Genomic DNA, 24,462 nt, shown 5'->3' on the forward strand with positions numbered 1-24,462 from the left:
TCACAGAGTCACCAAAGTTACCTGTTATGACTCTGTAACCGCAAAGTAGTTATTTCACCACAGACTCTATTCGATCAAGCTCCCACACCCCACCTGCTGCCAAGCCTTTACACATCCCTGTCCACATATCCTTAGTATGCACAAAGCTCTTGCCATCCCACACCCATTCTTCACTTGCCCAGCAGTCTCCTATGCCTCGTCCCTTTTGAGAACTGCTGATCATACCGCTATCGAAATCTGAAGCAGACTCGGTCACAAACGTTGCCTTACCATTTAAAGACTCATCTAACACCCAAGCCCCATACCCTTCGTTATAAGCCCCTCTCCAACACAATGTAGTCGCTAGAACTTTTTGATTGGTTAATTTATATAGGTCAATTTCTTGTGGTTCAGCTCCATCACTATTACCGCCATAAACGCCTTCACAAAAGCCGTCTTCTTTCGGATTCGGTTTAGCTGCCATCAGACTACGGTATATTGCTTGGTACTGTTTATTTTTTGGCTGTAAAGTTAAGTAAGGTTTGGTTGCCGTCTTAATACGTTTTACAACTAGTTTTGGTTCAGGCATCAGCACTTGATTTTCATTGGCACTCCCCTTTTTGACTAAAGCACCAACAGTCCCAATACGCTTCTGAATATCATCCATTTTTAATAACACAGCAGTCATTCCTTCATCGGAAATTTTCCATTCATGTTGCGCATTTTTAAATGTAATTTCAGTTTTTTGCTTAGATTGCTGTAGTAGAGCATTGGTTTGTAAGCTACTTAGTTTACCCATAATTGGCAGCTCAGTGCCATCTACAGCCACAAGCCCTAAATCTTTGTCATTGATATAAAAATGGATATTTTTAAGCTGATTTGCAGGCATGCTTTGTTCATAGTCAGACAATGCAAACTCAACTTGCACAGGTTGTTTTGGCCCTGCTTTACGCGTTATTAAAATTGAAGCTGGATTATCACCATTGTCTTCATTTTGATAGCCAGCAGCCTTACAAGTACCGGTATTACTACAATAGATTTCCCACTCTTGATGAGAAAATGAAATGCCTTTAATGTCTTGAGCAAAACTATAAGAACTTATTGCTGCTAAACAGCAAATTGAAAGTATATTTTTCATTTTTCCATATCTCTATAAATCTGTTTTTATTATGAAATTAAAAACAGTTTTCAATTTTGAATTACCTTATAGTTTAAAAGAATATGTTAGATTTATATAAGATTTTAAATTGATTACTTTCTAAAAATGAAAAAATTAAATTTTTTATTATGCACAGTATTGGTAAGTCTCACTTCAACTGCTTATGCAGAAGTAAAAAGCTTTACTCCTCATTTTCCAAAGTTTTATAGCTCTGCTGCAACACGCAAAGCAGATAATCAGTTCTATAAGCTTGGAGAAGCAAATTTTTTAAACGGCGTTACAGTCCCTTTTTATGGAGTAACGGCACAAAACCCTATAGAAGATGGTTTACTTAAAAGTTTTGAAACCTGTACGCCTAAAAGCTGCCATTTTAATTTTAAACTCGATGCTCAACATGCAAAACAACTCAAGCTTCTTGCATTACCTGAAACAGGATTGGTGCTTGTTCCACGTAACTGGCAAGATGTACAAGCAAATGCAGGTGCGAATGGAACTGGTTTTGCTTTAGCAATGAGTCCAGATCAAAAACAAGCGATAGAGCTTTATGACTCTTCTTTTTGCGTTGGGTGTGGATTACCAAATGCAACGCTTTATTTTCCTGAACTGTTAAAAGAAAGTGTTGAAGATGATTTTGGCGGATTAAAAGACCCCAAAAAACTCATTACCATCGTTCATCCCTCTAAAAAAGTGGCTTTTTTTAGTTATCAAATTCCACAAGTGAACAATAAAACGCATGGTATTGCCAAATATGATGATGAGGACACGTTCAACTACAAAGAGATTCAAGTCACCTTAGATAAATCTCAGCAATCATTAGTTGGTCCTATTCTTAATTTTTATAATGCAACTCATTAAATATTTGTACCTATAAAAAAACCCGCTTTCGCGGGTTTTTATTTATTTATGCAATATCGATTCAAAAGCTTTTAAACGCTTGTAAATCGAAAGTAACTCAATAATGGTTTTCCATGAACTAATTAAATATTGGAATGAATCTCTTACGCGACCAAACACATTTGCAATTTGTTGAATTAAACCTAATGTGAGTTTACCAGCAGCTATAGATGGGAAAAGAACAACCAAGTTATACAAAATATCAAGTTGTCCATACCAAATCGCCGTCATATTGAAATAGGCATAATGAAAGTAAAGTCTAAAATAATTTTTACGTACATTACTAAATAACTCACGTAAAGTAGCAGGTTTTGCACGATCAGCATGATCTTCACCATAAACCAATTCTTTACGGTAAGCTGCTTCTACTTTTTGATTGTTAAATTGTAAACCAGGTAATTTAATACCAACAACCATTAATAAAATGGTACCAAAAATTGACCATACTATTGCAGCCCATACCAAAGAGTGATCTAACTCACCAACAATTGGTAAAACAGTAACGTGTTTAGAAAGTTGAAATAAAATAGGTAAGAAAGCAATCAATGTAATAACAGCTTTTACCAACTCTACCCCTAAATCTTCCAAAATGGTTGCAAAACGCATGGTATCTTCTTGTACACGCTGCGAAGCACCTTCAATATGGCGAAGCTTTTCCCAATGTTCCGTATAATATTCATTCATTGCCGTACGCCAACGGAATACATAATGACTTGTGAAAAAAGCATTAATGACAGCTAAAGTCACAGCGACCATTGCAATATAAAGAAAAACTAGGGTTTCACTATATAGTGCAGAGAGATCCCCCCCTCCACTAGAAAGCATTTTTTGAATTAAGTCCCAAAATGGTACATACCATGCATTAATCGCAACACTGGACTGAACAGCAAACCAGATATTAAATAGAATAAATGCTGATCCCCAGATAGACCAACGCTGCCACGGATTATTAGAAACAATTTTCCAAAAACCGGCAAAAATTGCTGTGGAGACTAAAAACCAGAGATAAAACCATAAGAAAGCAGGTGACCAGAAGCGACTTACACCAACAGGCAATTCAGCATCTGCATAACCATGGGGAAAGCCTACATACTGTCCCCAGTGTTCTCCCCCTGTATACCAGAGCACCATATTTAGCGCGAGCCAAATAACTACAGATATAAAAAAATACCGTGGAGACGGAAAAAATGATTTGAACATTGAGTGTTGTTATCCCTATATTTCTTCAAATTTGCAATGAAGAGAATACTAAAACCTAAACCTTAAAATTGTGAAGGGCAAAGTTTAGAGAATTGTCAGTTTTTCCCATTTCATTGAAGGATTTGATCGTTTTTTTGTAAATTCATCCTTTTTGCAATTTAATCCATTTAAATTGCTTCGTATATGACTCCCTTGAGAGCCATATACGGCTTTTATATCATAGTGATATCTGTGTTTAAATCTCTTCTTTACGAACAATATAACCTTCAAGCTGCATAGCCTGAATTAAAGGTTCCAGATCTGGAGCACTTTTTAACTCGACATCAACACTAACCGCACTTTCTTTGGCACGACTTGTAGCAGCAAAGCGTTCATGGCGCAGTTCGTAAATGTTACCGCCTTGCTCAGCAATAATTGCTGTTAAACGTGCTAAAGCACCTGGATTATCTGGTAATTCGACACGAATACGAACCATACGCCCCGTACGCGTCAAGTGACGCTGTAATACGGAAACCATCACTCGTGTATCAATATTGCCTCCAGATAAAACAACCCCGACTTTATGACCTAAAAATAGATCTGGTCGAGACATAATTGCAGCGATACCTGTCGCCCCTGCTCCTTCACATACTGTTTTCTCAATGTTAAGTAACAGCGCAATTGCTTCTTCAATCATGTCTTCAGTGACAACAACAATGTCATCAACGTATTCTTTAGCGACTTGGGTCGTAAGCTCACCCGGAGTTTTAACCGCAATACCCTCAGCTACGGTTGAACCTAAGGAAACTGCAATTTGATAGTTACAAAGCAATTTCGCCATGCTTGGGTATACAACCGATTGAACCCCGATGACCTTAATTTTAGGGTTTATCGATTTTGCTGCAATCGCAATACCAGAAATGAGACCACCACCGCCAATTGGCACTACTAAAATGTCTAGTTCAGGAACAGCTGCAAGCATTTCGAGCGCAATGGTTCCCTGACCAGCAATAATTTCAGCATCGTCAAAAGGATGAATGATGGTTAAAGATTCTTCTTGAGCAACACGGTGCATTTCAGCAGCAGCTTCAGAAAAGTCTTGTCCATGCAAAATAACGCGTGCGCCGTATTCACGTACTCGTTGTACCTTCACATTAGGCGTCGATTTAGGCATGACAATAGTTGCTGTTACACCTGTACGCTGAGCATGATAAGCAACCCCTTGTGCATGATTACCTGCTGAAGCAGCGATTACACCATGTTGCTTTTCTTGTTCGGATAAACTCAAAAGTTTATTCAATGCGCCTCTTTCTTTAAAAGAAGCCGTAAATTGTAGATTTTCAAATTTCAGCCACATTTCTGCCCCTAGGGTTTTAGAAATGGTTTCTGAAAAAACAAAGGGTGTTTTAACCACTAAACCATCTAAACGCTCTGCAGCGGCATGTATATCTTCTAATGTTGGAAACTCTTGTTTTACCTGTTGCTGAATCATCTAATTAGTCGGCCTCAATATGTTACAAATCAATTATTTTTTTGAAAAATAGCATGAATTTCTCATATGTGTCATGAGGAGTTTTCAGCATAGCTCCACTATACAAAAATTTTTATCAGCACATACAAATCTTTTATTTTTCAACAAAAAAGCCCGAGAAGGGCTTTTATTTAATTTTCATATACTTGCTTTTGATTTATTTGGACTGGGCACTTAAACCGTCAGTGGAAAGATTCTGTTCAGCTATTTTTTCATCAATTGCAAACTGAATATCAGACAGTTTTGCATTTGCCGCATCTATACCTGCTTTCATGGTAGCTTCACGGCCTTTCACATCAAAAATATGTGCTTTTTCTCTTAAATCTGGTTGAATCACGACATCTGCATATTGAAGTTCTTCAGCAGCTAAACGCCCTTGCATAATATTAATATTCTGGTTAAAGAGCCCCCATACATTCGAAGTTTCCGTATAAATCGGTTGGGCCAAAATATCGACAGCAATAATCACATCAGCACCTAAGTCACGGGCTACTTCAACAGGTACCGGACTGACTAAACCGCCATCTACATATTCAGATTTACCAATTTTAGTGGGTATAAACATACTTGGAATTGAAGCAGATGCTCTAACAGCTTGCCCAGTATTGCCATAGTTAAATACGGTTTTTGTGCCATGCTTGAGCTCTGTTGCAACCACATACATCGGTATTTTCATTTTTTCGAGCGGTAAGTTATTTACTTGTTGATTTACGTAGTCTTCAACTTTTTTACCGTCAAAAAAACCTTTTAAACCGATACTAATATCACGCACGTCGCCTGCTTTCATTTTCAATGCAGTATCACGCAATTCATCAGGTGTTTTTCCACTAGCATAAATTGCCCCAACAATACTGCCTGCACTGGTTCCTACAATAAAATCAGGACGAATACCATGCTGTTCTAAAACTTCAATCACGCCAATGTGCGCATATCCACGTGCACCACCACTACCTAACACTAGCGCGACAACTGGCTTTTTCTGCTGTTTCTTAATTTTTGCAAAGGGCTGGTCAACAAAACGAGAGTATGCCTCTGCCGTCTGTGGTTTTAAGGCAGATAAGTGTGAGGTGGTCTGGCAGCCAGCCAACACCATAGAAAGTCCGATAATCCACAATTTAAGCTGTTTCATGACCCATCTTTGCACTATGACGTTAAATTTTGAACTGCAAGTTTAGTTGCTCGTTCTGTGAAAAGCTGTATTGAATTTATTTAATTTGTCATGTTTAAAATTTATACTCAAGTGTTTTTATGGTGTATAAAAAAAAGCCCCTTATTTCTAAGAGGCTTTTTTGAAAATTACCAAATATCTGAATCGACTTTTTTCTTCAGCTCTGGATATTTATTAATTTTAAACTCTGGTTCTTTAATACCTTGTTTTAATTGCTCACGGTAGTCTTTCAACAAAGTACGTGCCACTGGTGTTAATAGTAAAATTGCGATTAAGTTAATCGTCGCCATGATACCCATAAACAAGTCAGCCATTGACCAAACTAATGGAACACTACCAATTGCACCGAAATACACCATTACCAATACAAAAATACGGAAGATGAACATAACTTTCGGATTGTTATTAATAAACTGCACATTACCTTCAGCGTAGGCATAGTTACCTAGTACAGCTGAATAACAGAACAAGAATAATAGAACAGCAAGGAAGTCCGATCCCCAATGCCCAACTTGAGTTTCTAAAGCACGTTGAGTTAATTCAACACCAACGAAGCCCGCGTCATGGTAAACACCAGAAACCAAAATGATAATTGCAGTACTTGTACATACAATGAAAGTATCTACAAATACACCAAGCATTTGTACTAAGCCTTGGTTTACAGGATGTTTTACATCAGACGCAGCAGCAGCATTCGGTGCAGAACCCATACCCGCTTCGTTTGAGAACAAACCACGCTTAATACCTTGCATCATTGCCATTGACACGGCAGCACCAAAGAAACCACCTGCTGCAGACTTAAAATGGAAAGCCTCAGTCACAATCAGCTTTAAAATATCAGGCAAAATTGCATAGTTGCTTAATGCAATATATAACGCAACAGATAGGTAAAGACCTGCTTTTAAAGGTACGAACATTTCTGCAAATTTAGCGATACGTTTGATACCACCAAAAATTGCCAATGCAACCATAACGACAAGCGCAATACCAACCCAAGAGATTTCTAAATCAACACCACCTAAATGAGCAATAAGATTGGCCTTGTCCCAACCCCATGCATGTGAAGATGCATTAGCAATTGCATTGATTTGAACTGAGTTAAATACGAAACCGTAAGTAAAGATTAATGCCAGTGCGAAAACTACACCGAAGGTTTTACTACGTAAACCTTGAGTAATATAGTAAGCCGGTCCACCACGGAACTGTTTGCTCTTGCTATCTCGAACTTTAAATAACTGAGCAAGTGTAGACTCAATAAAAGCCGAGCTCATACCAAGAACAGCTGTTACCCACATCCAGAACACTGCACCAGGACCACCAATTGCGATCGCGATTGCTACACCAGCAATGTTACCTACCCCAACACGGCTCGCAAGACCTGTTACAAATGCCTGAAAGGGTGTAAGACCATGCTCGTCTTCGCCTTCAGTACGACTGCTTTTCATAACACGAATACTTTGCAAGAACATGCGAATTTGCACTGCTCCAGTTAAGACCGTATAAAAAATACCGACAGCCAGCAAGAAAATAACTAGGAAATCCCATAAAGGGTCATTAAAAAATTTTACCCACGACATCAATGTCGCATTGAGTTGTTCATTCATACTCGGTCCGCTTACGTTCTTGCTAATGCGCTATTAGCACAAGCCAAAATACTGCAATAAACAAAAAAGCCCCTCAAAATTGGGACTTTTTCAGTACATTTAAGAAAAAACTTTTAATGTCAATTGAATAGCAATTATCGTCACAAGTTTAAGCAACATGATGCCCAGCACTAAGCCTTTGAAGGTTGCATGAGAGAAAGCACTCTTCAAATAAAATGAATTCATCGCATTACTGAACATACTCCCATTGGGATGAACAGCATGCATCGACTCGGCTACAAACTTGGAAACTAACAAATGACCACCGCTAAATCAGCTCGCTTAATGATTCACATCAATTAATCGAGTTATAAAAAATCTGGATTTAAGCCATAAGCATATTTACATATACTTTTGAGCGAATGTCTAAACTGCATATAAATTTCAAAGACTGTAACAAGCCAGCGCTATAACGCGACTATCTGCGCCCCGATCCTTGCTACTCAAGAAGCGTGCGTTGAGATGCGTACCAAGCTGTTGTATTTTTTTTAGCCTAGTCGTTGCGTGAGTTAAGTTCATTTTCATGGTCGCAATGGTAATCGCCAATCCTTGTTTCATGAACTGCTTGTTGATGAGCGGTAAACTCATGTAAAGCTCCTTATACCTCGTGTATTTCTCCACTTCTGCATAAAAATCTTTTTGTAAAAGTATTTATTATGCAGCCACTACTTTTCCTAACGTGAGTATGGAGAAATCATACCTGCGTAAAAAAGTCGGTATTATGCAGAAATTTAAACTTTTGTGTATGTTTTTCATTAAAACTTTATATGAAAATTGGTTATTTTTTATATAAAGTCATCCGTTTTGTACTGTTTTTAAACATATTCTACCTTTTTTCTAATTGAATATTTTTCGCTCACCCAAGCTTAATCTTTGTTTTTTTATAATCGACAAACTCGCACTATTTTGTGCATTTAAGTCAAAAGTGGCATATTCGAATTATAATTAATCAGCCATTATGTCTAAACGAATCGCATCATCATACATGTAAGGATATCTCTTTTCTAATATTTTTTGCTTATAAATGCAGCAACTTCAAGATGTGAAATGAAGCATCAAAACGTATTGGATTTTAGAGAATAAGATCAGGAGTAATCATGAGTTTGGAACAAGTCCATCTTGTTGACGAGGCTATCACCTCTCGACATTCTGTACGTGCCTTTTTAGACACTCCAGTACCACAGCAAATCATTAAAGATATTTTAAGAGTCGCAAGTCGTGCTCCTTCCGGAACAAATACTCAACCGTGGAAAGTCTATGTTGTGACGGGGCAAAAACGTGATGAAATGGTAGAGCGTATCTGTGCAGCACAGATTGAGGTTTCTAAAAATCCTGAACTTGCAGAACAATATAAAGAAACTTTTGCCTATTACCCTGAAAAATGGGTTTCACCTTTTATTGACCGTCGCCGTGAAAATGGTTGGGGACTCTACGGTCTATTGGACATTAAAAAGGGAGAAAGAGAAAAAATGGCGGCTCAACAGTTACGTAATTTCAAACTGTTTGATGCACCAGTTGGACTTTTCTTTACAGTCAATAAAGCTATGGGAATTGGTTCAAAAATGGATATCGCAATGATGATCCAGAATGTCATGGTGGCTGCTAAGGCCCGCGGTTTAGATACATGTCCACAGGCAGCTTGGAACCATTTCCACCCGATAGTTTTAGATATTTTAGGGGCAGCAGATGATGAAGATCTAGTATGTGCGATTGCATTAGGTCATGCAGATCCCGCACATATTGTAAATACCTTTATTACTCCCAGAGAACCTGTAGAGAATTTCGCAGTCTTTCTAGATTAAAAGTTTATGTAAACCTCTCTTAAATTATGAGAGAGGTTTGCTTTTTGCCTGCTGCGTCGCTTTTAAAACAACAATGAAGCCACTTAAAGTAAATAGCACCATCATTATCCCCATATTGAGTGATGCAGACCAAACAAGAAAGTTAAGAAGTAAGCCACCTAATAATCCACAAGCAAATTGCATACTGCCCATAATTGCACTTGCTGTTCCAGCACGAGCACCTTGCTTAGACATTGCAAGTGCCATAGCATTTGGACCTGTTAATCCAATTCCTGAAATCGCTAAAAATAGTCCTAACATTACAAGCCATAAAGGTGCCATAGGGATTAAACCAGAAATTAATACAATGCTTGCCCCAGTTACTTGTACCATTGAACCTGCTTTTAAACGCTTGGTAATTTCAACACGTGTTGTTAAATGCTTGTTTAACGATGACATCAGCATAATACCAAAAGCATTGAGACCAAATACATAAGCAAACTCTTGCTGATTTAGGCCATATTGGTCCATAAAAACAGCTGGAGCAGAACTGATATAACAGAATAACGCTGCACCTGTTAAGCATCCTGCGAACATAGGTAAACGGAAACTCGCATCTTTGAAAATAGCACCATATAAGGTAGCCACTTGATATAAAGATAGTTTAAGTCTTTTATCAATTGCCAAAGTTTCTTTGAAAAAGAAATGTACACATAGCCAACATATCGCGCCCACAATTGAAAGCGTAATGAAAATCGCTTGCCACGGAAACCAGATTAAAATCCAAGCTCCAATCATAGGTGCCAAAATAGGTGCTAAACCCATCACGATCATCATGCTAGAAAAAGCTTGAGCCGAGCCTTGAACATCCAATCTATCACGTATAGCGGCGCGAGCCATGACCACACCAACACAACCACCTAAAGCTTGTAAAATACGCGCTGCAATCAGACCCCATTCATTTTTAGCAAGCACGCACAATAAACTTGCAACAGCATAAAGTGCGAGACCAAAATAAAGCGGCTTCTTTCTTCCAATACGGTCGCTTAATGGACCATACACCAGCTGTCCAATGGCTAGACCAAAAAAATAAGCTGGTAGTGTATTTGCCACCATTTGCGTACTTACTCCAAAGTCGTGAGCCATTTGAGGCAACGCAGGTAAGTACATATCAATAGATAAAGGCCCTAAGGCCGTAAGTAACGCGAGCAACATAATCCAGCCAATAGAATATTGACGCTGGGCTGTTTGTTCAGACATAACGATATTTCATTTTTCACTCATTTGCATACAGACAAGCTTACACTGTCTATCGTATGATTTGTGCAACATTGATGTAGAAATACACAAATCCTTTATCACTCAGGTTGATCAGCAAGGACTTCATTTGAAATCTTGGTTTAAACGCCTAAAAAGAGCGACTTATAACACATCATTTATGTATAACGTGCGGATGCTGATTGCCTTTTCAGGAACTGCGTTCGTGCCTTATTTTCTAGGCCATCAACTAGCAACTATTCCTCTCACATTAGGTGTGGTCGCAGCTGGTTTAAGCGATATTGATGATCGCTTTTCAGTGCGTATCATGAATTTGATTTATACCTATATTGGTTTCTTCATTACCGCAGCTTCCGTACAATTACTTTTCCCTTATCCAATGCTTTTTGCATTAGGACTGATTGCCTCTTGTATTGGCTGGATTTTACTTGGCTCATTAGGCCGTCGCTACGCAACAATTTCTTACGGATGTCTGGTTGTTTCGGTTTATACCATGCTAGGAGTCCATTTATTTGACCAGTGGTATATACAGCCAGCGCTTTTGGTCGTAGGTGCAGCATGGTACGGTCTTATTGCAACAATTAGCTTTTTATTGTTTCCAGTGCGACAGCTTCAAGACAAACTGGCAGCCTCTTATGGCTCACTAGGCGATTTTCTATTTGCTAAGTCCAATTTGTTTGATGTTGATATGACTCCTGCGAGTTATCAGCAGAGCATGATTGATCTGTCATTAGAAAATGGCAAATTGATAACAATTTTTAATGATCTCAAAACTGCCCTTTTAACCCGTTTAAAGGGTGACCGTGGACAAAAAGATACTCGTCGTAGCCTACATTATTACTTTGTCGCACAAGACATTCATGAACGAGCGGACTCTGCCCATATCGACTATCAAAAGTTAGCAAAGATTTTTGAGCACAGTGATATTTTATTTAGATTTCAGCGCATTTTGGCAATTCAGGGTAAAGCTTGCCAAGAATTAAATGAATGTATTTTACAACGTAAACCATATATTCATAACAAACGCTTTAAGCAGAGTTTTGAGAACTTACGCTTATCTTTAGTAAAACTAAGAAATGATCAACAATATGACTTACTCTGGGTCAACGCACTTTTTGCCTTATACCGAAATTTAAAGTCAATTGACTCACAACTACTGAACTTAGAAACGGAACAACATATTCAGTCTGACAAAGTGAAGCAGGCTGAGAATCAACTCAAAGATGATGATTTAAAAGGTTGGAATGATATTGTTGTTCGAATTAAACAAAATCTAACACCTGAATCTGTGCTGTTTCGTCATGCCATTCGAGTATCGATTGTTCTTTTCATTGGATATGTATTTATTCAAACCACTCGAATCGAATATGGCTACTGGATTATGCTGACTGCACTATTTGTTAGCCAACCTAACTTTAACGCGACCAAGCGCCGCTTACGTTTGCGTATAGTTGGCACATTAGTCGGCATTATTGTCGGTCTTAGTGTGGTGTTTCTAGTCCCTTCTGTGGAAGGGCAATTAGTTATGCTGATCTTAAGCGGCGTACTATTTTTTGAGTTACGTAGTAAGCAATATGCCCAAGCAACTGCTTTCATCACAATTTTGGCATTAATTAACTTCAACTTAGATGGCTCGGCAGTCGCTGCGGCTATTCCTAGATTTGTAGATACCTTAATTGGATGCGCTTTAGCATGGTTTGGTGTCACCTTTATTTGGCCTGACTGGAAGTTCCGCCGCCTACCGCGCAGTATTCGACGCTCCTTACAAGCACAATGTAATTATTTAGCGGAAGTGGTAAAGCAATACCATGAAGGACATAACCATGCGCTTAATTATCGTATTGTTCGCCGTGCCGCCCATAACACCGATGCTGAGGTCGCTTCACTCATTTCAACTTTAGCCACTGAGCCAGATTTTGACCCTACCCGCAAGTCAGATATATTTGAATTTCTATGTCTCAATCATACATTTTTAAGTTATATCGCAGCACTTGGAGCACATCGGGAAAAGATTCAAGATCAAGCGGTTCTTAAAGTTCTAGATCAAGCGTTAGACGACATACAAGGTGCGCTATTAAGAGATGAAATGCCTGACCTAACAGCACAGAATATGCTTAAAACAATACGTCAGCGTCTAAGCCAAAATGATGAAGATGACCAGAAATCACTCATTATTTTACAGCAGTTATCACTGATGCTCAGTGTTTTAAATCGATTTAGTATGTTGAAACAACGACTAAGTCATGATCAAGATAATGATGCCAGCGAACTTGCCTCATTATAAATTTGAGTCGGAATTTAGTATGAAATTGGCATAATATCCTTTCCTGACTTATGCCAATTAATGCTAAACTTAAAACAGTTTACAATTTGTTATTTGCACTATGACCGCGAAAACTTTATATGCTTATACGCTTCAGCCAGTTCCTTACGAGGTAACAGAAGCTGAACAACGTAATGCACAGCTTCTTATCTGGCGCAGCACCAATAAAATCAGCACAAAAATCTGGGCAATTATGGGCGTAATTTTAGCCCTTGCGATTTTAGGTCTTATTTTTATTAAGAACTACTCTACAGTGATTTGCTGGGTTGCCATTGTTGGTGTAGTACTTTATTACCTTGGCCGTAAATATGGCTTGGAATGGTATGTTAAGCGTAAGATGAATGAGTTTCCTGTACAGGAAATCAAGGGCATTCGTTTAGGTGTACAACCGCACGGTATCGTAATGCGCCAGCAAATGGGCTTACAAGAAGGTGTTGGAACGATTGGATGGAAAAACATCTATGAATGGTACAACACTCCTGACTTCATTTTAGTTAACTTTAAAGTGAAAGATCCTAAAGGCCAAGAACAACAAGGTGCATATATCTTGCCTAAACGTATGGATACTAAAAACTTTTCTTTTAATACAATTCGTAAGCATTTGAAAGAAACTGTAGGTGAGCCAAAAACTCTCTAATTTCTTCTCAATAAGAAGCCTCCTACCTCGGAGGCTTTTTTATTATTCGAAAAATAAATGATAATGAAAATTAATATTACCTAGAAAATCCATATTATCTACTCAATCTTCGGCTATAATTGGTTACAAGATCTCCATCATGTTTACATTTTTCGACCATGTTTAAAAAGTTTTTATTTCAAATTCATTGGTTTCTGGGTATTAGTGCTGGCCTCATCTTATCAATTATGGGGGTTACAGGCGCAATTTATTCTTATGATCAACAAATTTTAAAATGGGTGAATTCTGATAGTTATGTTGTTCAAGCTGAAAACACTCCAAAGTTAACCCCGGCTCAGCTATATCAACATTTCAATACAACTCAGCCTGAAATTAAAATTAATAGCATTACCATAGCCAAAGACCCTACCGCCTCATCTGTTGTAAACATTGAAAAAGAAGGCGAACGTCGTGGCTATAATATGATGGTCAACCCTTACACAGCACAAGTACTGCCTGATGTTAAAGGTCGTGAGTTACTTTTATTCATACAACAAATTCACCGCAACTTAACTGCTGGAGAATTCGGTAAACAAATTACCGGTGCTTGTGCCCTCATGCTCATTTATTTTGTCTTGAGCGGATTATATTTACGTTGGCCAAAGAAACACTCTGCACGTCAATGGCTTGCTGTTAAACCCAAACTTAAAGGTCGAAATTTTATTTGGGATTTACATGCTGTTGTAGGCACATGGGTAATTGTTTTTTATCTTCTTTTTGCTTGTACAGGTTTATATTGGTCATATGACTGGTGGCGTAGCGGTATGTTCAAAGTATTAGGTGTAGAACAACCAAAAATGCAAGGACATGGTGGAGCTGGACGCAATAAAGACAAATCCTCTTCTGAAGCTAAATTAGATAACGCTCAACTGATTACTGCCCTCAACCAGACCTGGAGCGGTTTTAATAATAAAATTGGGCGCGACTATTCAACTCTAACACTGAACCTACCGAAAAAAGACGATGGAAAAGTTGAATTAAGTTTTGTAGATGCAACACCACAACACGAGCGTGCACGCAACCAAGCTGTCTATAACTATAAAACTGCCAATATTGAAAAGATGGAGCTTTATGAAGATAAAAAGCTTAATCAAAAAATCATGAGCAGCATGTTACCTGTACATCGTGGCAGCTTCTTTGGGCCAGTTTATCAATTTGTAGTAATGCTTGCGTCTTTAGCAATGCCTTTGTTCTTTATTACTGGATGGATGCTTTATCTAAAGCGCCGTAAACAGAAAAAACTAACCCAAGCAGCGCGCCAATCATTAGCTGGCCATTACATCGACCAAAATGCTAAACCTTGGTTAATTACTTATGCTAGCCAAACTGGTGTGGCAGAACAACTCGCGTGGAGTACCGCAACTAGCTTACAAGAAGCACATCAACCTGTGCAGGTTAAATCTATACAAGAGTTAACTGAAGCTGATTTACAACAGTATGAACAGATTCTTTTTGTGATTAGCACTTATGGTACTGGAGAAGCACCAGACTTAGCTTCTAGTTTTGCTAAAAAGCTATTAAAAACAAAATTAGAACTTCAACATCTTAACTATGCCGTTTTAGCTTTAGGCTCGAAAGAATACCCCGACACTTATTGTAGTTTTGGTCACACAGTAGCTATATGGCTTAAAAATAGTGGAGCAAAAGCCTATTTTGAGACGATCGAAGTAGATAATGCAAATCCTACACATATTCAAAACTGGAATCAGGCTCTTGCAAAAGCAACTAAACTAGATTTGCATGCTGTTAATCTTGAAAAAGTATTTGATAGTTGGACATTACAGCAACGTGACTTGCTTAATCCAAATAGTGTGGGGCAGCCTGCTTATAATATTGAGCTTACTGCCAAACATGAAGCTGTATGGCAAGCAGGAGATATTGCTGAAATACAACCGGGAAATAGTCCTGAACGTATTAATGCATTCTTACAGGAGCATCATATACTTAAAAATGTACTTGTAGACTCACTACAAATCTCTATTGAGAAAGCACTTTGGAATAAAGACTTAACCGGTGAAATTGAACCATTTGCTAATCTGGAGCATTTATTAGAACAGCTCCCTACTCTACCAACGCGAGAGTACTCGATTGCTAGCATTCCTTCTCAACAAGTCCTTCGTTTAGTTGTTCGCCAGCAGTCCGATGAATCTGGCGATTTAGGCTTAGGATCTGGCTGGCTAACTCGACACACAGAAATTAATCAGAGTATTGCACTGCGTATTCGTACCAATGAATCTTTCCATTTAATTGATGACAACCGTCCAATTATCTGTATTGGTAATGGAACAGGAATCGCAGGTTTAATGAGTTTACTTCATACGCGAACTCGTCATAACTATACTGAAAACTGGCTAATTTTCGGTGAACGCCAACGTGCTCATGATTTCTTCTACGCATCAACCATTGAAGCTTGGCAAACAATGGGTATGTTAAAACGACTTGATTTAGCCTTTTCACGTGATCAAGAACAACGTGTGTACGTTCAAGACTTAATAAGACAAAATGCAGAAGAATTGGTCAACTGGGTTCAACGAGGTGCCGTTCTTTATGTATGCGGAAGTATTGAAGGAATGGCTAGCGGAGTCGATCAAGCACTTATTGATATTTTGGGTGAAGAAAAAGTCGATGAGCTAAGACAACAAGGGCGTTATCGCCGCGATGTTTATTAAATATTGATAAATAATAAAGCCGAGTAATAGCTAAAATGCTTTACTCGGCTTTTTATTGCAATCAGCATTGAATTCAGAATGATTTTGCATACACTGTCTGCAATTTAAATTGCAGCTTTAAACACAATGCAAGTCAGTAAGTGGATTCGAATTTTCTTAGCCATCATTGGTTCGATTTTATTTTTAGACGGCTTATTTCTAGCTTTTCTAAATAAAATTCATGTAGGCACCATTGTTCCTTTAGTCTTAGGGGCATTTTTTTGCCTCTATGCATTATTTTATTATCATCTGGAACGTTTTTTCTTTTACCACTATCGCCTGCATTCAGTTTGGCGTTTTGGGTGGTTATGCTTCTGGATCTGGCTCATTGGCTTAGGCTATTTCTTTAATTTTATTAAAAACAATAAAGATACAGGCCAAAACATTCCAGCGGTGAAAGCAATTATTGTTTTAGGAAGTGGTGTCGAAAATGGACAGCCTTCTGCCATACTTGCAAAACGCCTCGATACAGCAGCCCCTGTCGCCCTTTCACAACCTCAAGCAAAAGTTGTTTTAACAGGTGGTTTAGATTTTTCAGAAAAAGAAACCGAAGCATTAGTCATGTCTCGCTACTTGGAACAACGTTTTCATATAGCAAAAGAACGAATGATTCTTGAAGACAAAAGTACAAGTACTGAGCTTAACCTTAGAAACAGCAAACCACTACTTGAGCAAGCTCATATTAGTATTGATCAACCAATTGCCATTGTTACAAGTGACTTCCACACCCCACGAGCTGCAGCTATTGCAAAGAAACAAGGCTACACCCATGTTTATACAGTTGCTGCCGAAACTCCGTTGGTCACTCGCTATAATGCTTGGCTACGTGAATACTTTGCGTATGCGAGTGGTTGGATTCTAAACGAGTATTAATATTGAAAAAAAAAGCTGCTAGTTCTTTAAGATATAGCAGCTTTAAACAAATTAAAGATACTATTTTGATTTAATGGTTAAATTCAGAGCTTAGAAAGGAGAAATTTGACTAAAAATAAAGTAGGGAAATAAAAACTAGAATAATAAAAACAAAAAAACACTAAATAAATTAGTGTATATATTTTTTAACTTTAAAAAAATATGGTGGGCGCTGACGGGATCGAACCGCCGACATTCTGCTTGTAAGGCAGACGCTCTACCAACTGAGCTAAGCGCCCTGATTAAAAAGACAACCAATGTAGCCTTTTTAGATTACATCCTCTAGATCAGGGAATCAAGAGAATGGCGCAGCGGACGGGGCTCGAACCCGCGACCCCCGGCGTGACAGGCCGGTATTCTAACCAACTGAACTACCGCTGCACTTGCAATACTTTAAATAAATAAAGTATGGTCACAAATTATGGTGGGCGCTGACGGGATCGAACCGCCGACATTCTGCTTGTAAGGCAGACGCTCTACCAACTGAGCTAAGCGCCCTGCAAAAGCGTTTTATAAAAGTGGCGCAGCGGACGGGGCTCGAACCCGCGACCCCCGGCGTGACAGGCCGGTATTCTAACCAACTGAACTACCGCTGCACTTTCACAATATCGCAATTGTGGGGTAAACGATGTTAAGTCTTAAGTGGCGCAGCGGACGGGGCTCGAACCCGCGACCCCCGGCGTGACAGGCCGGTATTCTAACCAACTGAACTACCGCTGCACTTGAGAGCTTAACGTAAAGGCTTGGTGGGCGCTGACGGGATCGAACCGCCGACATTCTGCTTGTAAGGCAGACGCTCTACCAACTGAGCTAAGCGCCCTTAACGTCTTCATCGTTTGTGAGGTGCATTATAGAGAATCTTTAACAGGTGTCAAACGCTTTTCGACAACTTTTCAAAAAAATGCGAATGAATGATTAAAAATAAGTCATTATTAAGTAAAAAACAATTTTTTGTATTTTATTTAAGCACTTATTTTAATATTTTGATCATTCGACGAATAAAACACGAATATTTAAAATCATAATTTAGGTTAAAGATTGTTCAGACAAATAAACAAGAGCATCTTCAGGGACTAAATCAAACAATTCAATGATTTCTTCATTACGCATTCGAATACATCCATGCGACATTGGAATACCCATTGGTTCTTTATCCGGTGTCCCATGAATATAAATATAACGTTGCATGGTGTCGTGGCCTTCCCCTTTATTAAAGCCTTCTTCTAAACCATCTAACCAAAGAATACGTGACAGTATCCAATCTCGCTCTGGGAATTGTGCGGCAAGTTCACTGCTATAAACTTCACCTGTTGGGTTACGTGCAATAAAAACTGCATTCTTAGGCGCTTGCATACCAAATTTTTTGGCAACCCGATGCCATCCACGTGGAGTTTTCCCAGTATTTTCTTGTTCCCCTATTCCATTCTTACCTGTAGAAACTATATAAAACTTATTATGCTTAGGAAGGTTTAAGGTTTGGTTTGCTAAATCGATAAGAATATCTGCATCTTCAAGTTTAAATTGGGGCATGGAATTTCTTCTCTTATGTGAACTCAACTCTATTTTGAGCTTTAATAAAATGAAATGGGAAATTTGTCGGGTGTCATGAATAAAAGATTATCAATCTTCTTTTATCTACGCGCAGTTTCACTGCTTGTCTTGAGCCAAAATTAAAAGATTATCAATCTTCTTTTATCTACGCGCAGTTTCACTGCTTGTCTTGCGCCAAAATTAAAAGATTATCAATCTTTTAATTTTGGCTCAGGGCGTAGCCATAACCAAATTGCAACAACGAGCATGGTAGTATCAGTGAAAACTTTCACCCAAAATGGTGCAGTGGTAAACAGCATTAAAATACCGCTTAAGGTCATCATAATACTGGCAATCCATTTCGCTTTACGTGGTACTGTGCCATTTGCTCGCCAGTCACGTAGAGTTGGCCCATATTTCGGGTGATTTAACAACCATACATCCATTTGAGGCCATCCTTTTGAGGCAGCCCAAGCAGCCAGAATAAGAAACACTGTTGTCGGCATGCCCGGTAAAATTGCTCCAATAATACCAAGCGTGATAAAAATCACGACCAGAGTTCGCCAAAACAATGTTCGCATATATAAACCTTAAGCTATTGTTGATCGTAGTATAAAGTGTTTTTCTGGTATTGTTTTGTTGATCAACCATGAAATTGGGATGAATTATTTCGAGTACTCAACGTATGAATATTGCCTCAGTTAAAACATCCTATTTTGAACCATGGTTACAGTTTAATCACCCAATGGTAAGACAATTAGCATTTACCATTGCTAGCCCTAATTTACTTTGCCATCTTCCTCAAAGTCTCGCTATTCAGCATAGCTTTCAACTTCATTCTGATCTGACTTGGAGACAGCATTTTCAAAACTATCTACCACGTTTGCAACAACTAGATGAGTCTCCTGAACCTTTACTCCTGTTTATGTCTCGCCTTAAAAGCACGCGTTTAGGTTTACGTTTTGAGAACTTACTTTGGTTTTGGTTACAGGAAGACCAATATCATTCCTATCAATTATTAGGCCATAGTATTCAAAAAATTGAGGGGGCTAAGACGTTAGGTGAACTCGATTTTTTGGTTTTAAATAAAGAAACTCAACAAATTGAGCATTGGGAAGTTGCTCTAAAATATTATTTGGGCGAAGGACAATTAAATTTGGAACAATGGATTGGCCTAAATAGAGAAGATACTTTGAGTACAAAGCTTTATCACTTCACTGATAAGCAATTTCAATTTTCAGAAGCTTTAGATTTTAACATTCAACAACGGTTTGCTGTTCTTAAAGGTCAGCTTTATCTACCCCTAAATTTAGCTCAAGAGCAACCTATTCCGGACTGGATCAATTCAAACCGTCGTCTCGGATATTGGGGCACAAATATTCCTGACTCTAAATTTTATCGTCTAGAAAGACATGAATGGCTTTGCCCTAATAAACAGGTAAGCTCAAATACGGCTTATTGGTGGACTGATGGCTTATATTGCAAAAATAACGAAGTCACCCAGTTTTATATGTTCAGACATCCTTCACTATTAAGCCTAGGCCATGTTGGCAACGAAAAAATGCCACTTTACAAGTAGGTATAGACTTCTAGAAACAATTTATAACGTTTTTACTATTAAATAGTCATGTTTCTTTTTACGTTTGTTTTTTAATCTAAATTTACTTCATTATTAAATTTAAACGGAGAAAATGATGAAAAAAGTTTTAGTCGCGTCTGTAATGATTGCATTTGTATTAACTGGCTGTAATACGTTCAAGGGTTTTGGTAAAGATGTCTCTAAAGCTGGTGATGCTGTAAGTAATACCGCACAAAAAACTGAGAATAAAATGTAAGTTATGCACAGCTTCGAAAAACCTTATCGCTTCGATAAGGTTTTTTTATTTTTAAATACCCAACCTTCAGAGATTCGCCTATTATATCGGACTATATTTCCCCTACTCAGCATGCAATTTCCGGTATGAACCACTCAGACACTCTCTCGCTTAGCTTAGAACTTTTACAACAGCCTTCTGTTACTCCTATTGACCATACTTGCCAAACCATTATGGCTGATCGCCTAGCGAAAGCTGGCTTTCATATTGAACCAATGCGTTTTGGGGATGTTGATAATTTATGGGCTCGTCGTGGAACTGAAGGCCCTGTATTTTGTTTTGCTGGACATACCGATGTTGTTCCAACAGGTCGTTTAGAAGCATGGAATTCAGACCCATTTGCACCAGAAATTCGTGATGGCAAATTATATGGCCGTGGTTCAGCTGATATGAAAACTGCCTTGGCTGCAATGGTGGTTGCATCTGAACGGTTTGTAGCAAAGCATCCAGACCATAAAGGTTCAATTGCTTTTTTAATTACTTCAGATGAAGAAGGCCCTGCTGTTAACGGTACAGTTAAAGTTATTGAAACGCTTGAAAAGCGCGATGAAAAAATTACTTGGTGTTTGGTTGGTGAGCCATCAAGTACAAGTAAATTAGGTGATATTGTTAAGAACGGCCGCCGAGGTTCCTTAAATGGCGTATTGCACGTTCATGGTAAACAAGGTCATGTGGCGTATCCTCACCTAGCGCGTAACCCAATTCATGAAGCTTCAGCGCCCTTAGCAGAGTTATGCCAAACTGTTTGGGACAATGGAAATGAATACTTTCCTGCAACTTCATTCCAAATTTCAAATATTCACTCAGGCACTGGTGCAACTAACGTTATTCCGGGTACTTTAGAAGTGACTTTCAACTTCCGTTACTCAACAGAAGTTACAGCTGAACAGCTTAAGCAACGTGTGCATGAAATTTTAGATAAGCATGGTTTGCAATATGAGATTGACTGGAATTTATCTGGCCTACCATTTTTAACTCCAGTAGGTGAATTAGTTAACGCTGCTCAAACTGCTATTTTAAATGTAACTGGTACTGAGACTGAGCTATCTACTAGTGGTGGTACATCTGACGGGCGTTTCATTGCTCCAACAGGCGCACAAGTTTTAGAACTGGGTGTTCTTAACGCTACTATTCATCAAATTAATGAACATGTAGATGTACACGATCTTGATCCTTTAACAGATATTTATGAGCAAATTTTAGAAAATTTACTAGCTTAAAATATTAAAAAAGTGATCTATATAAAAAGCACCTATATTAGGGTGCTTTTTATTATTTGCAGTTTTCATTATTCTGTTTGAAAGATAATGAAATAAGATTTTTATTTGTTAAATCAGAGAGATGATTTTAGAATTGTTATAGAACCTCTTTTGAATGCTTATCTATCCACTGCAATATAGTTGGCCAAACCTCCTTAGCCGCATTTTGACTCAGTGCAATTCGACTATGAGAATAATTTTCCAAGTTATTATTAGCATAGCCAAACTCACAGAATACATTGTTTTCATTTTCAAAGGCTTTTAAATATTTATAACAACCTTTAACAGGGGCAATAAATTTATCACCACTCCCAGAGATAGAGTATATTGGAACTCTAATAGAACTCATAAATTCTTTATAATCAATATTTTTAAATTCACTAATAAAATTTTGCTTTAAATTCCAATTAAACCAAGGCCGCATCGTATAATAGGTTTCATTTAAACGACCTAGCTTAAATTTATTAGCAGGAATCTGACCTAGACCTTTAGTTACTAGTTTTGCAGAAAACAATCTAATAAAATCAAATGAGTTATTTATAGCGCCAAATGCTTGGCAAGCAACCAAAGTAATACTTTTAATATTTTTCAAATATTCTGGATAGTTAATCAAGAACATTGTTAAGCATAAACCTCCACCACTATGCGTTACGCAGTGTAAAGAAGTTATATTAAAATGATCATGAATATAGTGAAATGCTGCCTTGTATTCATATAATGCAACGGTTTCAAAATTGAAGGGAAGATCTGTTTTGGGACTAGTACCATGCCCCCGCCATTCTAAAATAAAGCAGATATAGCCTTCTCTTGCCAAATAATCTGCAATACCCATACAAACAGTTTTATCTGAAAATGCCCCATGAGATAAAAAAATGGCTTGCTTCTTCAACATAGGATTATCTTTTTTATAAATTTCCCATAAGGCAAATTCACAATCATCATCCGTTTTTAAAATATGCAGCTCTTTATGAATTGACATTTATTTTTCTACTGTTGCAATGATTTTATTCTCGGTTGACTTAATAATGACTGAATAAGCGGAGTATAAAACTCTCCCTCATTAATCAGTTTAATATATTCATCACCGTACTCTACCCAGCCTTCTTCAACTAATGCATCCCAAATAAGCTTATAATCAAGTTTAATATCACTGTTAAAAATTTTCTCGTACTTTTTAGTGCTAATTTTCATTTCTTGCAATGCTTGAAATATCCAAATTAACTTTACGTCTTCAGTATCATGAATAAACATGCGTTCAACAGGAAGTTTATTCAATGATATTGCATTGTAGTATTCGGTTAGATTTCGATGGTTCATTGCTGAGACAGATTTAATGCTTGATGAGTTTGGTTGCAATCTCATATTAACGGCTGCATAACCTATCCCACTCATTGTGGTCATTTTACTTTGGCCGTTTGCATCTAAACAATCTCTGAGATTATCTTCATATAAATATTTCTCTGAAATTAATAGGTTATTATCTTCTTTTTCCCAATCATATACTGTTTTTTGTTTATAGCCTCTGCTAATTAAAAATTGTTTTGCAATGTTATACATTTCAATTTTCTTCTCAATAGATGGCGTATTTTGCTTTTGTTTTGTCGCAAAGTCAGAACGGCCAGCGATATTAAGCTCATAATGAGTAATATGTTTTATTCCTGATTGAACAATACTTTCCAAGTCTCCTAGCATTGCCTCAACTGTTTGATTTGGCCAACCATAGGTCAAATCGACGTTACAAGATAAAGAGTATTTATGAAATAGCTCAATTGCATCAAAAACCTGTTTTCTTGTTTGTTTTCTGCCACTTGTAGCAATTAGTTCATCATTAACCTGTTGCACTCCCATACTGACACGATTAAAACCAGCATCCTTAATTGCTCTTATTTTATCTTCATTGAAAAGTTGAGGAATACCTTCTAATGTCATTTCTATAGGTTTAGTTATTCCAACATCTGGAAAAAGAGAAGATACAACTTTAGTCAGTTTCATATAATCATTAGGCTGAAGTAAATTAGGTGTGCCTCCTCCTACATATAAACTTTCAAGCTTAGCTCCCTGATAAAACTCTTTATATAAATGCGCTTCCTTGCTTAAAAAATCCAGATAATAGTCCATCTCCCTCTTACCTTTATAATCTTGTGTAGGGAAAAGACAAAATCCACAATGGGGAGGATCAGTAGGAATACAATATGGAATACCTAAGTATAAATTTATGGACTTATATTGAGCATCTGTATGTAGTAGTAAGTGATTATTTTCTTCTTCATTTAAATCTGTTTTCCACATTTTAGGTGAAGGATGAGTATGTAGAACCTTATTTGATAGATGTCGTACTTTATTTTTTTGTATGAAGGTTTTAATTGCAGCAATATCCATAGTCAATATATTTATCATTTTATATTAAAAAATATATTGTATTTAAATATAATATTTCATGCAATTGATTTAGCTTATTTTTTACATTCATCACTTATTTGCAAAGTTAGTTAAAGCTTAAAATCTTTAGCTGTATTTTATGAACTTACAAGCTAACTGAGTCATCATAAAAAAAGGAACTCATTTGAG

Annotated in this window: 21 protein-coding genes and 6 tRNA genes; 9 read left to right on the plus strand and 18 right to left on the minus strand. The window is 37.7% G+C overall.

What is annotated here, in order from left to right:
- Window positions 1-49: 49 nt before the first annotated feature.
- The gene (locus ACLCEG_RS14240) at window positions 50-1,117 is read right to left on the minus strand and encodes a DUF1176 domain-containing protein (RefSeq protein ID WP_410567993.1); all 1,068 of its coding nucleotides are present in this window, start codon (window positions 1,115-1,117) and stop codon (window positions 50-52) included.
- A gap of 126 nt (window positions 1,118-1,243) precedes the next feature.
- On the opposite strand from ACLCEG_RS14240, the gene ACLCEG_RS14245 reads away from it, so the two are divergent.
- Window positions 1,244-1,993 (plus strand): DUF4850 domain-containing protein, encoded by a 750-nt coding sequence (locus ACLCEG_RS14245; RefSeq protein WP_410567995.1) that lies wholly within the window; start codon window positions 1,244-1,246, stop codon window positions 1,991-1,993.
- A gap of 42 nt (window positions 1,994-2,035) precedes the next feature.
- Here ACLCEG_RS14245 and sbmA read toward each other — a convergent pair whose 3' ends face one another.
- The 6 genes from sbmA to ACLCEG_RS14275 form a co-directional block, all read right to left on the minus strand.
- Window positions 2,036-3,232, minus strand: a complete 1,197-nt coding sequence (sbmA, locus tag ACLCEG_RS14250; protein WP_199999268.1) for a peptide antibiotic transporter SbmA — start codon at window positions 3,230-3,232, stop codon at window positions 2,036-2,038.
- Window positions 3,233-3,467: 235 nt separating this feature from the next.
- The gene (locus ACLCEG_RS14255; RefSeq protein WP_019457234.1) at window positions 3,468-4,703 is read right to left on the minus strand and encodes a threonine ammonia-lyase; all 1,236 of its coding nucleotides are present in this window, start codon (window positions 4,701-4,703) and stop codon (window positions 3,468-3,470) included.
- Window positions 4,704-4,899: 196 nt separating this feature from the next.
- Window positions 4,900-5,871 carry a patatin-like phospholipase family protein gene (locus tag ACLCEG_RS14260; protein ID WP_039249965.1) on the minus strand — a complete coding sequence of 324 codons (972 nt, stop codon included), beginning with the start codon at window positions 5,869-5,871 and terminating at the stop codon, window positions 4,900-4,902.
- 167 nt (window positions 5,872-6,038) lie between these two features.
- Window positions 6,039-7,514: an alanine/glycine:cation symporter family protein gene (locus ACLCEG_RS14265; RefSeq protein WP_004705795.1), complete on the minus strand. Its 1,476-nt coding sequence runs from the start codon at window positions 7,512-7,514 to the stop codon at window positions 6,039-6,041.
- Window positions 7,515-7,613: 99 nt separating this feature from the next.
- The gene (locus ACLCEG_RS14270; RefSeq protein WP_077162500.1) at window positions 7,614-7,754 is read right to left on the minus strand and encodes a hypothetical protein; all 141 of its coding nucleotides are present in this window, start codon (window positions 7,752-7,754) and stop codon (window positions 7,614-7,616) included.
- Between the two features lie 183 nt (window positions 7,755-7,937).
- Window positions 7,938-8,141, minus strand: a complete 204-nt coding sequence (locus ACLCEG_RS14275) for a hypothetical protein (protein WP_004705793.1) — start codon at window positions 8,139-8,141, stop codon at window positions 7,938-7,940.
- A gap of 509 nt (window positions 8,142-8,650) precedes the next feature.
- Here ACLCEG_RS14275 and ACLCEG_RS14280 point away from each other — a divergent pair.
- The gene (locus tag ACLCEG_RS14280; protein ID WP_410567997.1) at window positions 8,651-9,355 is read left to right on the plus strand and encodes a nitroreductase; all 705 of its coding nucleotides are present in this window, start codon (window positions 8,651-8,653) and stop codon (window positions 9,353-9,355) included.
- Between the two features lie 24 nt (window positions 9,356-9,379).
- Here ACLCEG_RS14280 and ACLCEG_RS14285 read toward each other — a convergent pair whose 3' ends face one another.
- Window positions 9,380-10,594, minus strand: a complete 1,215-nt coding sequence (locus ACLCEG_RS14285) for a multidrug effflux MFS transporter (protein ID WP_410567999.1) — start codon at window positions 10,592-10,594, stop codon at window positions 9,380-9,382.
- Window positions 10,595-10,721: 127 nt separating this feature from the next.
- Between ACLCEG_RS14285 and yccS the strand changes: the two genes are divergently transcribed.
- From yccS to ACLCEG_RS14305, 4 genes are all read left to right on the plus strand, one after another.
- Window positions 10,722-12,896, plus strand: a complete 2,175-nt coding sequence (gene yccS / locus ACLCEG_RS14290) for a YccS family putative transporter (protein WP_410568001.1) — start codon at window positions 10,722-10,724, stop codon at window positions 12,894-12,896.
- A 100-nt stretch (window positions 12,897-12,996) separates the two neighbouring features.
- A complete protein-coding gene (locus ACLCEG_RS14295; RefSeq protein ID WP_004705789.1) occupies window positions 12,997-13,572 on the plus strand; it encodes an SdpI family protein in 576 nt (191 codons plus the stop codon).
- A gap of 158 nt (window positions 13,573-13,730) precedes the next feature.
- Window positions 13,731-16,280: a PepSY domain-containing protein gene (locus ACLCEG_RS14300; protein ID WP_410568003.1), complete on the plus strand. Its 2,550-nt coding sequence runs from the start codon at window positions 13,731-13,733 to the stop codon at window positions 16,278-16,280.
- A 126-nt stretch (window positions 16,281-16,406) separates the two neighbouring features.
- Entirely contained in the window at window positions 16,407-17,192 is a 786-nt protein-coding gene (locus tag ACLCEG_RS14305; RefSeq protein WP_077162444.1) for a YdcF family protein, read from the plus strand.
- A 202-nt stretch (window positions 17,193-17,394) separates the two neighbouring features.
- On the opposite strand, the gene ACLCEG_RS14310 is transcribed toward ACLCEG_RS14305, so the two are convergent.
- The 8 genes from ACLCEG_RS14310 to ACLCEG_RS14345 form a co-directional block, all read right to left on the minus strand.
- A tRNA-Val gene (locus ACLCEG_RS14310) sits at window positions 17,395-17,470 on the minus strand.
- 65 nt (window positions 17,471-17,535) lie between these two features.
- Window positions 17,536-17,612: transfer RNA gene (locus ACLCEG_RS14315), tRNA-Asp, on the minus strand.
- A gap of 41 nt (window positions 17,613-17,653) precedes the next feature.
- Window positions 17,654-17,729 (minus strand) — tRNA-Val (locus ACLCEG_RS14320).
- Window positions 17,730-17,750: 21 nt separating this feature from the next.
- A tRNA-Asp gene (locus ACLCEG_RS14325) sits at window positions 17,751-17,827 on the minus strand.
- Between the two features lie 47 nt (window positions 17,828-17,874).
- Window positions 17,875-17,951, minus strand: a tRNA-Asp gene (locus ACLCEG_RS14330).
- A gap of 24 nt (window positions 17,952-17,975) precedes the next feature.
- Window positions 17,976-18,051, minus strand: a tRNA-Val gene (locus ACLCEG_RS14335).
- A 206-nt stretch (window positions 18,052-18,257) separates the two neighbouring features.
- On the minus strand, window positions 18,258-18,761 hold the full coding sequence (gene elsL, locus ACLCEG_RS14340; RefSeq protein ID WP_410568005.1) for a cell wall-recycling L,D-carboxypeptidase ElsL: 504 nt from the start codon (window positions 18,759-18,761) through the stop codon (window positions 18,258-18,260).
- 212 nt (window positions 18,762-18,973) lie between these two features.
- Complete coding sequence (locus ACLCEG_RS14345; RefSeq protein WP_410568007.1) at window positions 18,974-19,342, minus strand: YbaN family protein; 369 nt, start codon at window positions 19,340-19,342, stop codon at window positions 18,974-18,976.
- 104 nt (window positions 19,343-19,446) lie between these two features.
- On the opposite strand from ACLCEG_RS14345, the gene ACLCEG_RS14350 reads away from it, so the two are divergent.
- The 3 genes from ACLCEG_RS14350 to dapE all read left to right on the plus strand — a co-directional run bounded on the left by ACLCEG_RS14350 (window position 19,447) and on the right by dapE (window position 21,855).
- Complete coding sequence (locus ACLCEG_RS14350) at window positions 19,447-20,340, plus strand: DUF1853 family protein (protein WP_191105959.1); 894 nt, start codon at window positions 19,447-19,449, stop codon at window positions 20,338-20,340.
- 112 nt (window positions 20,341-20,452) lie between these two features.
- Entirely contained in the window at window positions 20,453-20,596 is a 144-nt protein-coding gene (locus ACLCEG_RS14355) for an entericidin A/B family lipoprotein (protein ID WP_002051109.1), read from the plus strand.
- Between the two features lie 125 nt (window positions 20,597-20,721).
- Window positions 20,722-21,855 (plus strand): succinyl-diaminopimelate desuccinylase, encoded by a 1,134-nt coding sequence (gene dapE, locus ACLCEG_RS14360; RefSeq protein ID WP_004705781.1) that lies wholly within the window; start codon window positions 20,722-20,724, stop codon window positions 21,853-21,855.
- A 136-nt stretch (window positions 21,856-21,991) separates the two neighbouring features.
- Here the strand turns inward: dapE and ACLCEG_RS14365 are convergent, their stop codons facing one another.
- A complete protein-coding gene (locus tag ACLCEG_RS14365) occupies window positions 21,992-22,873 on the minus strand; it encodes an alpha/beta fold hydrolase (RefSeq protein ID WP_151789150.1) in 882 nt (293 codons plus the stop codon).
- 8 nt (window positions 22,874-22,881) lie between these two features.
- Window positions 22,882-24,273, minus strand: coding sequence for a coproporphyrinogen-III oxidase family protein (locus ACLCEG_RS14370; protein WP_410568009.1), 1,392 nt, complete (start codon window positions 24,271-24,273; stop codon window positions 22,882-22,884).
- Between the last annotated feature and the right edge of the window lie 189 nt (window positions 24,274-24,462).

Origin of the sequence: Acinetobacter sp. H1(2024) (assembly GCF_046557555.1) — a bacterium.
Taxonomy (GTDB): Bacteria; Pseudomonadota; Gammaproteobacteria; order Pseudomonadales; family Moraxellaceae; genus Acinetobacter; species Acinetobacter seifertii.

Bases quoted from the DNA above. Each gene is read 5' to 3' on its own strand.
- ACLCEG_RS14300 (WP_410568003.1), top strand. From the start codon at position 13,731: ATGTTTAAAAAGTTTTTATTTCAAATTCATTGGTTTCTGGGTATTAGT.
- elsL (WP_410568005.1), bottom strand. From the start codon at position 18,761: ATGCCCCAATTTAAACTTGAAGATGCAGATATTCTTATCGATTTAGCA.
- ACLCEG_RS14255 (WP_019457234.1), bottom strand. From the start codon at position 4,703: ATGATTCAGCAACAGGTAAAACAAGAGTTTCCAACATTAGAAGATATA.
- ACLCEG_RS14355 (WP_002051109.1), top strand. From the start codon at position 20,453: ATGATGAAAAAAGTTTTAGTCGCGTCTGTAATGATTGCATTTGTATTA.
- ACLCEG_RS14305 (WP_077162444.1), top strand. From the start codon at position 16,407: ATGCAAGTCAGTAAGTGGATTCGAATTTTCTTAGCCATCATTGGTTCG.
- ACLCEG_RS14350 (WP_191105959.1), top strand. From the start codon at position 19,447: ATGAATATTGCCTCAGTTAAAACATCCTATTTTGAACCATGGTTACAG.
- ACLCEG_RS14295 (WP_004705789.1), top strand. From the start codon at position 12,997: ATGACCGCGAAAACTTTATATGCTTATACGCTTCAGCCAGTTCCTTAC.
- ACLCEG_RS14240 (WP_410567993.1), bottom strand. From the start codon at position 1,117: ATGAAAAATATACTTTCAATTTGCTGTTTAGCAGCAATAAGTTCTTAT.
- dapE (WP_004705781.1), top strand. From the start codon at position 20,722: ATGAACCACTCAGACACTCTCTCGCTTAGCTTAGAACTTTTACAACAG.
- ACLCEG_RS14270 (WP_077162500.1), bottom strand. From the start codon at position 7,754: ATGTTCAGTAATGCGATGAATTCATTTTATTTGAAGAGTGCTTTCTCT.
- ACLCEG_RS14365 (WP_151789150.1), bottom strand. From the start codon at position 22,873: ATGTCAATTCATAAAGAGCTGCATATTTTAAAAACGGATGATGATTGT.
- ACLCEG_RS14280 (WP_410567997.1), top strand. From the start codon at position 8,651: ATGAGTTTGGAACAAGTCCATCTTGTTGACGAGGCTATCACCTCTCGA.
- sbmA (WP_199999268.1), bottom strand. From the start codon at position 3,232: ATGTTCAAATCATTTTTTCCGTCTCCACGGTATTTTTTTATATCTGTA.
- ACLCEG_RS14245 (WP_410567995.1), top strand. From the start codon at position 1,244: ATGAAAAAATTAAATTTTTTATTATGCACAGTATTGGTAAGTCTCACT.
- ACLCEG_RS14370 (WP_410568009.1), bottom strand. From the start codon at position 24,273: ATGGATATTGCTGCAATTAAAACCTTCATACAAAAAAATAAAGTACGA.
- ACLCEG_RS14260 (WP_039249965.1), bottom strand. From the start codon at position 5,871: ATGAAACAGCTTAAATTGTGGATTATCGGACTTTCTATGGTGTTGGCT.
- ACLCEG_RS14345 (WP_410568007.1), bottom strand. From the start codon at position 19,342: ATGCGAACATTGTTTTGGCGAACTCTGGTCGTGATTTTTATCACGCTT.
- ACLCEG_RS14285 (WP_410567999.1), bottom strand. From the start codon at position 10,594: ATGTCTGAACAAACAGCCCAGCGTCAATATTCTATTGGCTGGATTATG.
- ACLCEG_RS14265 (WP_004705795.1), bottom strand. From the start codon at position 7,514: ATGAATGAACAACTCAATGCGACATTGATGTCGTGGGTAAAATTTTTT.
- ACLCEG_RS14275 (WP_004705793.1), bottom strand. From the start codon at position 8,141: ATGAGTTTACCGCTCATCAACAAGCAGTTCATGAAACAAGGATTGGCG.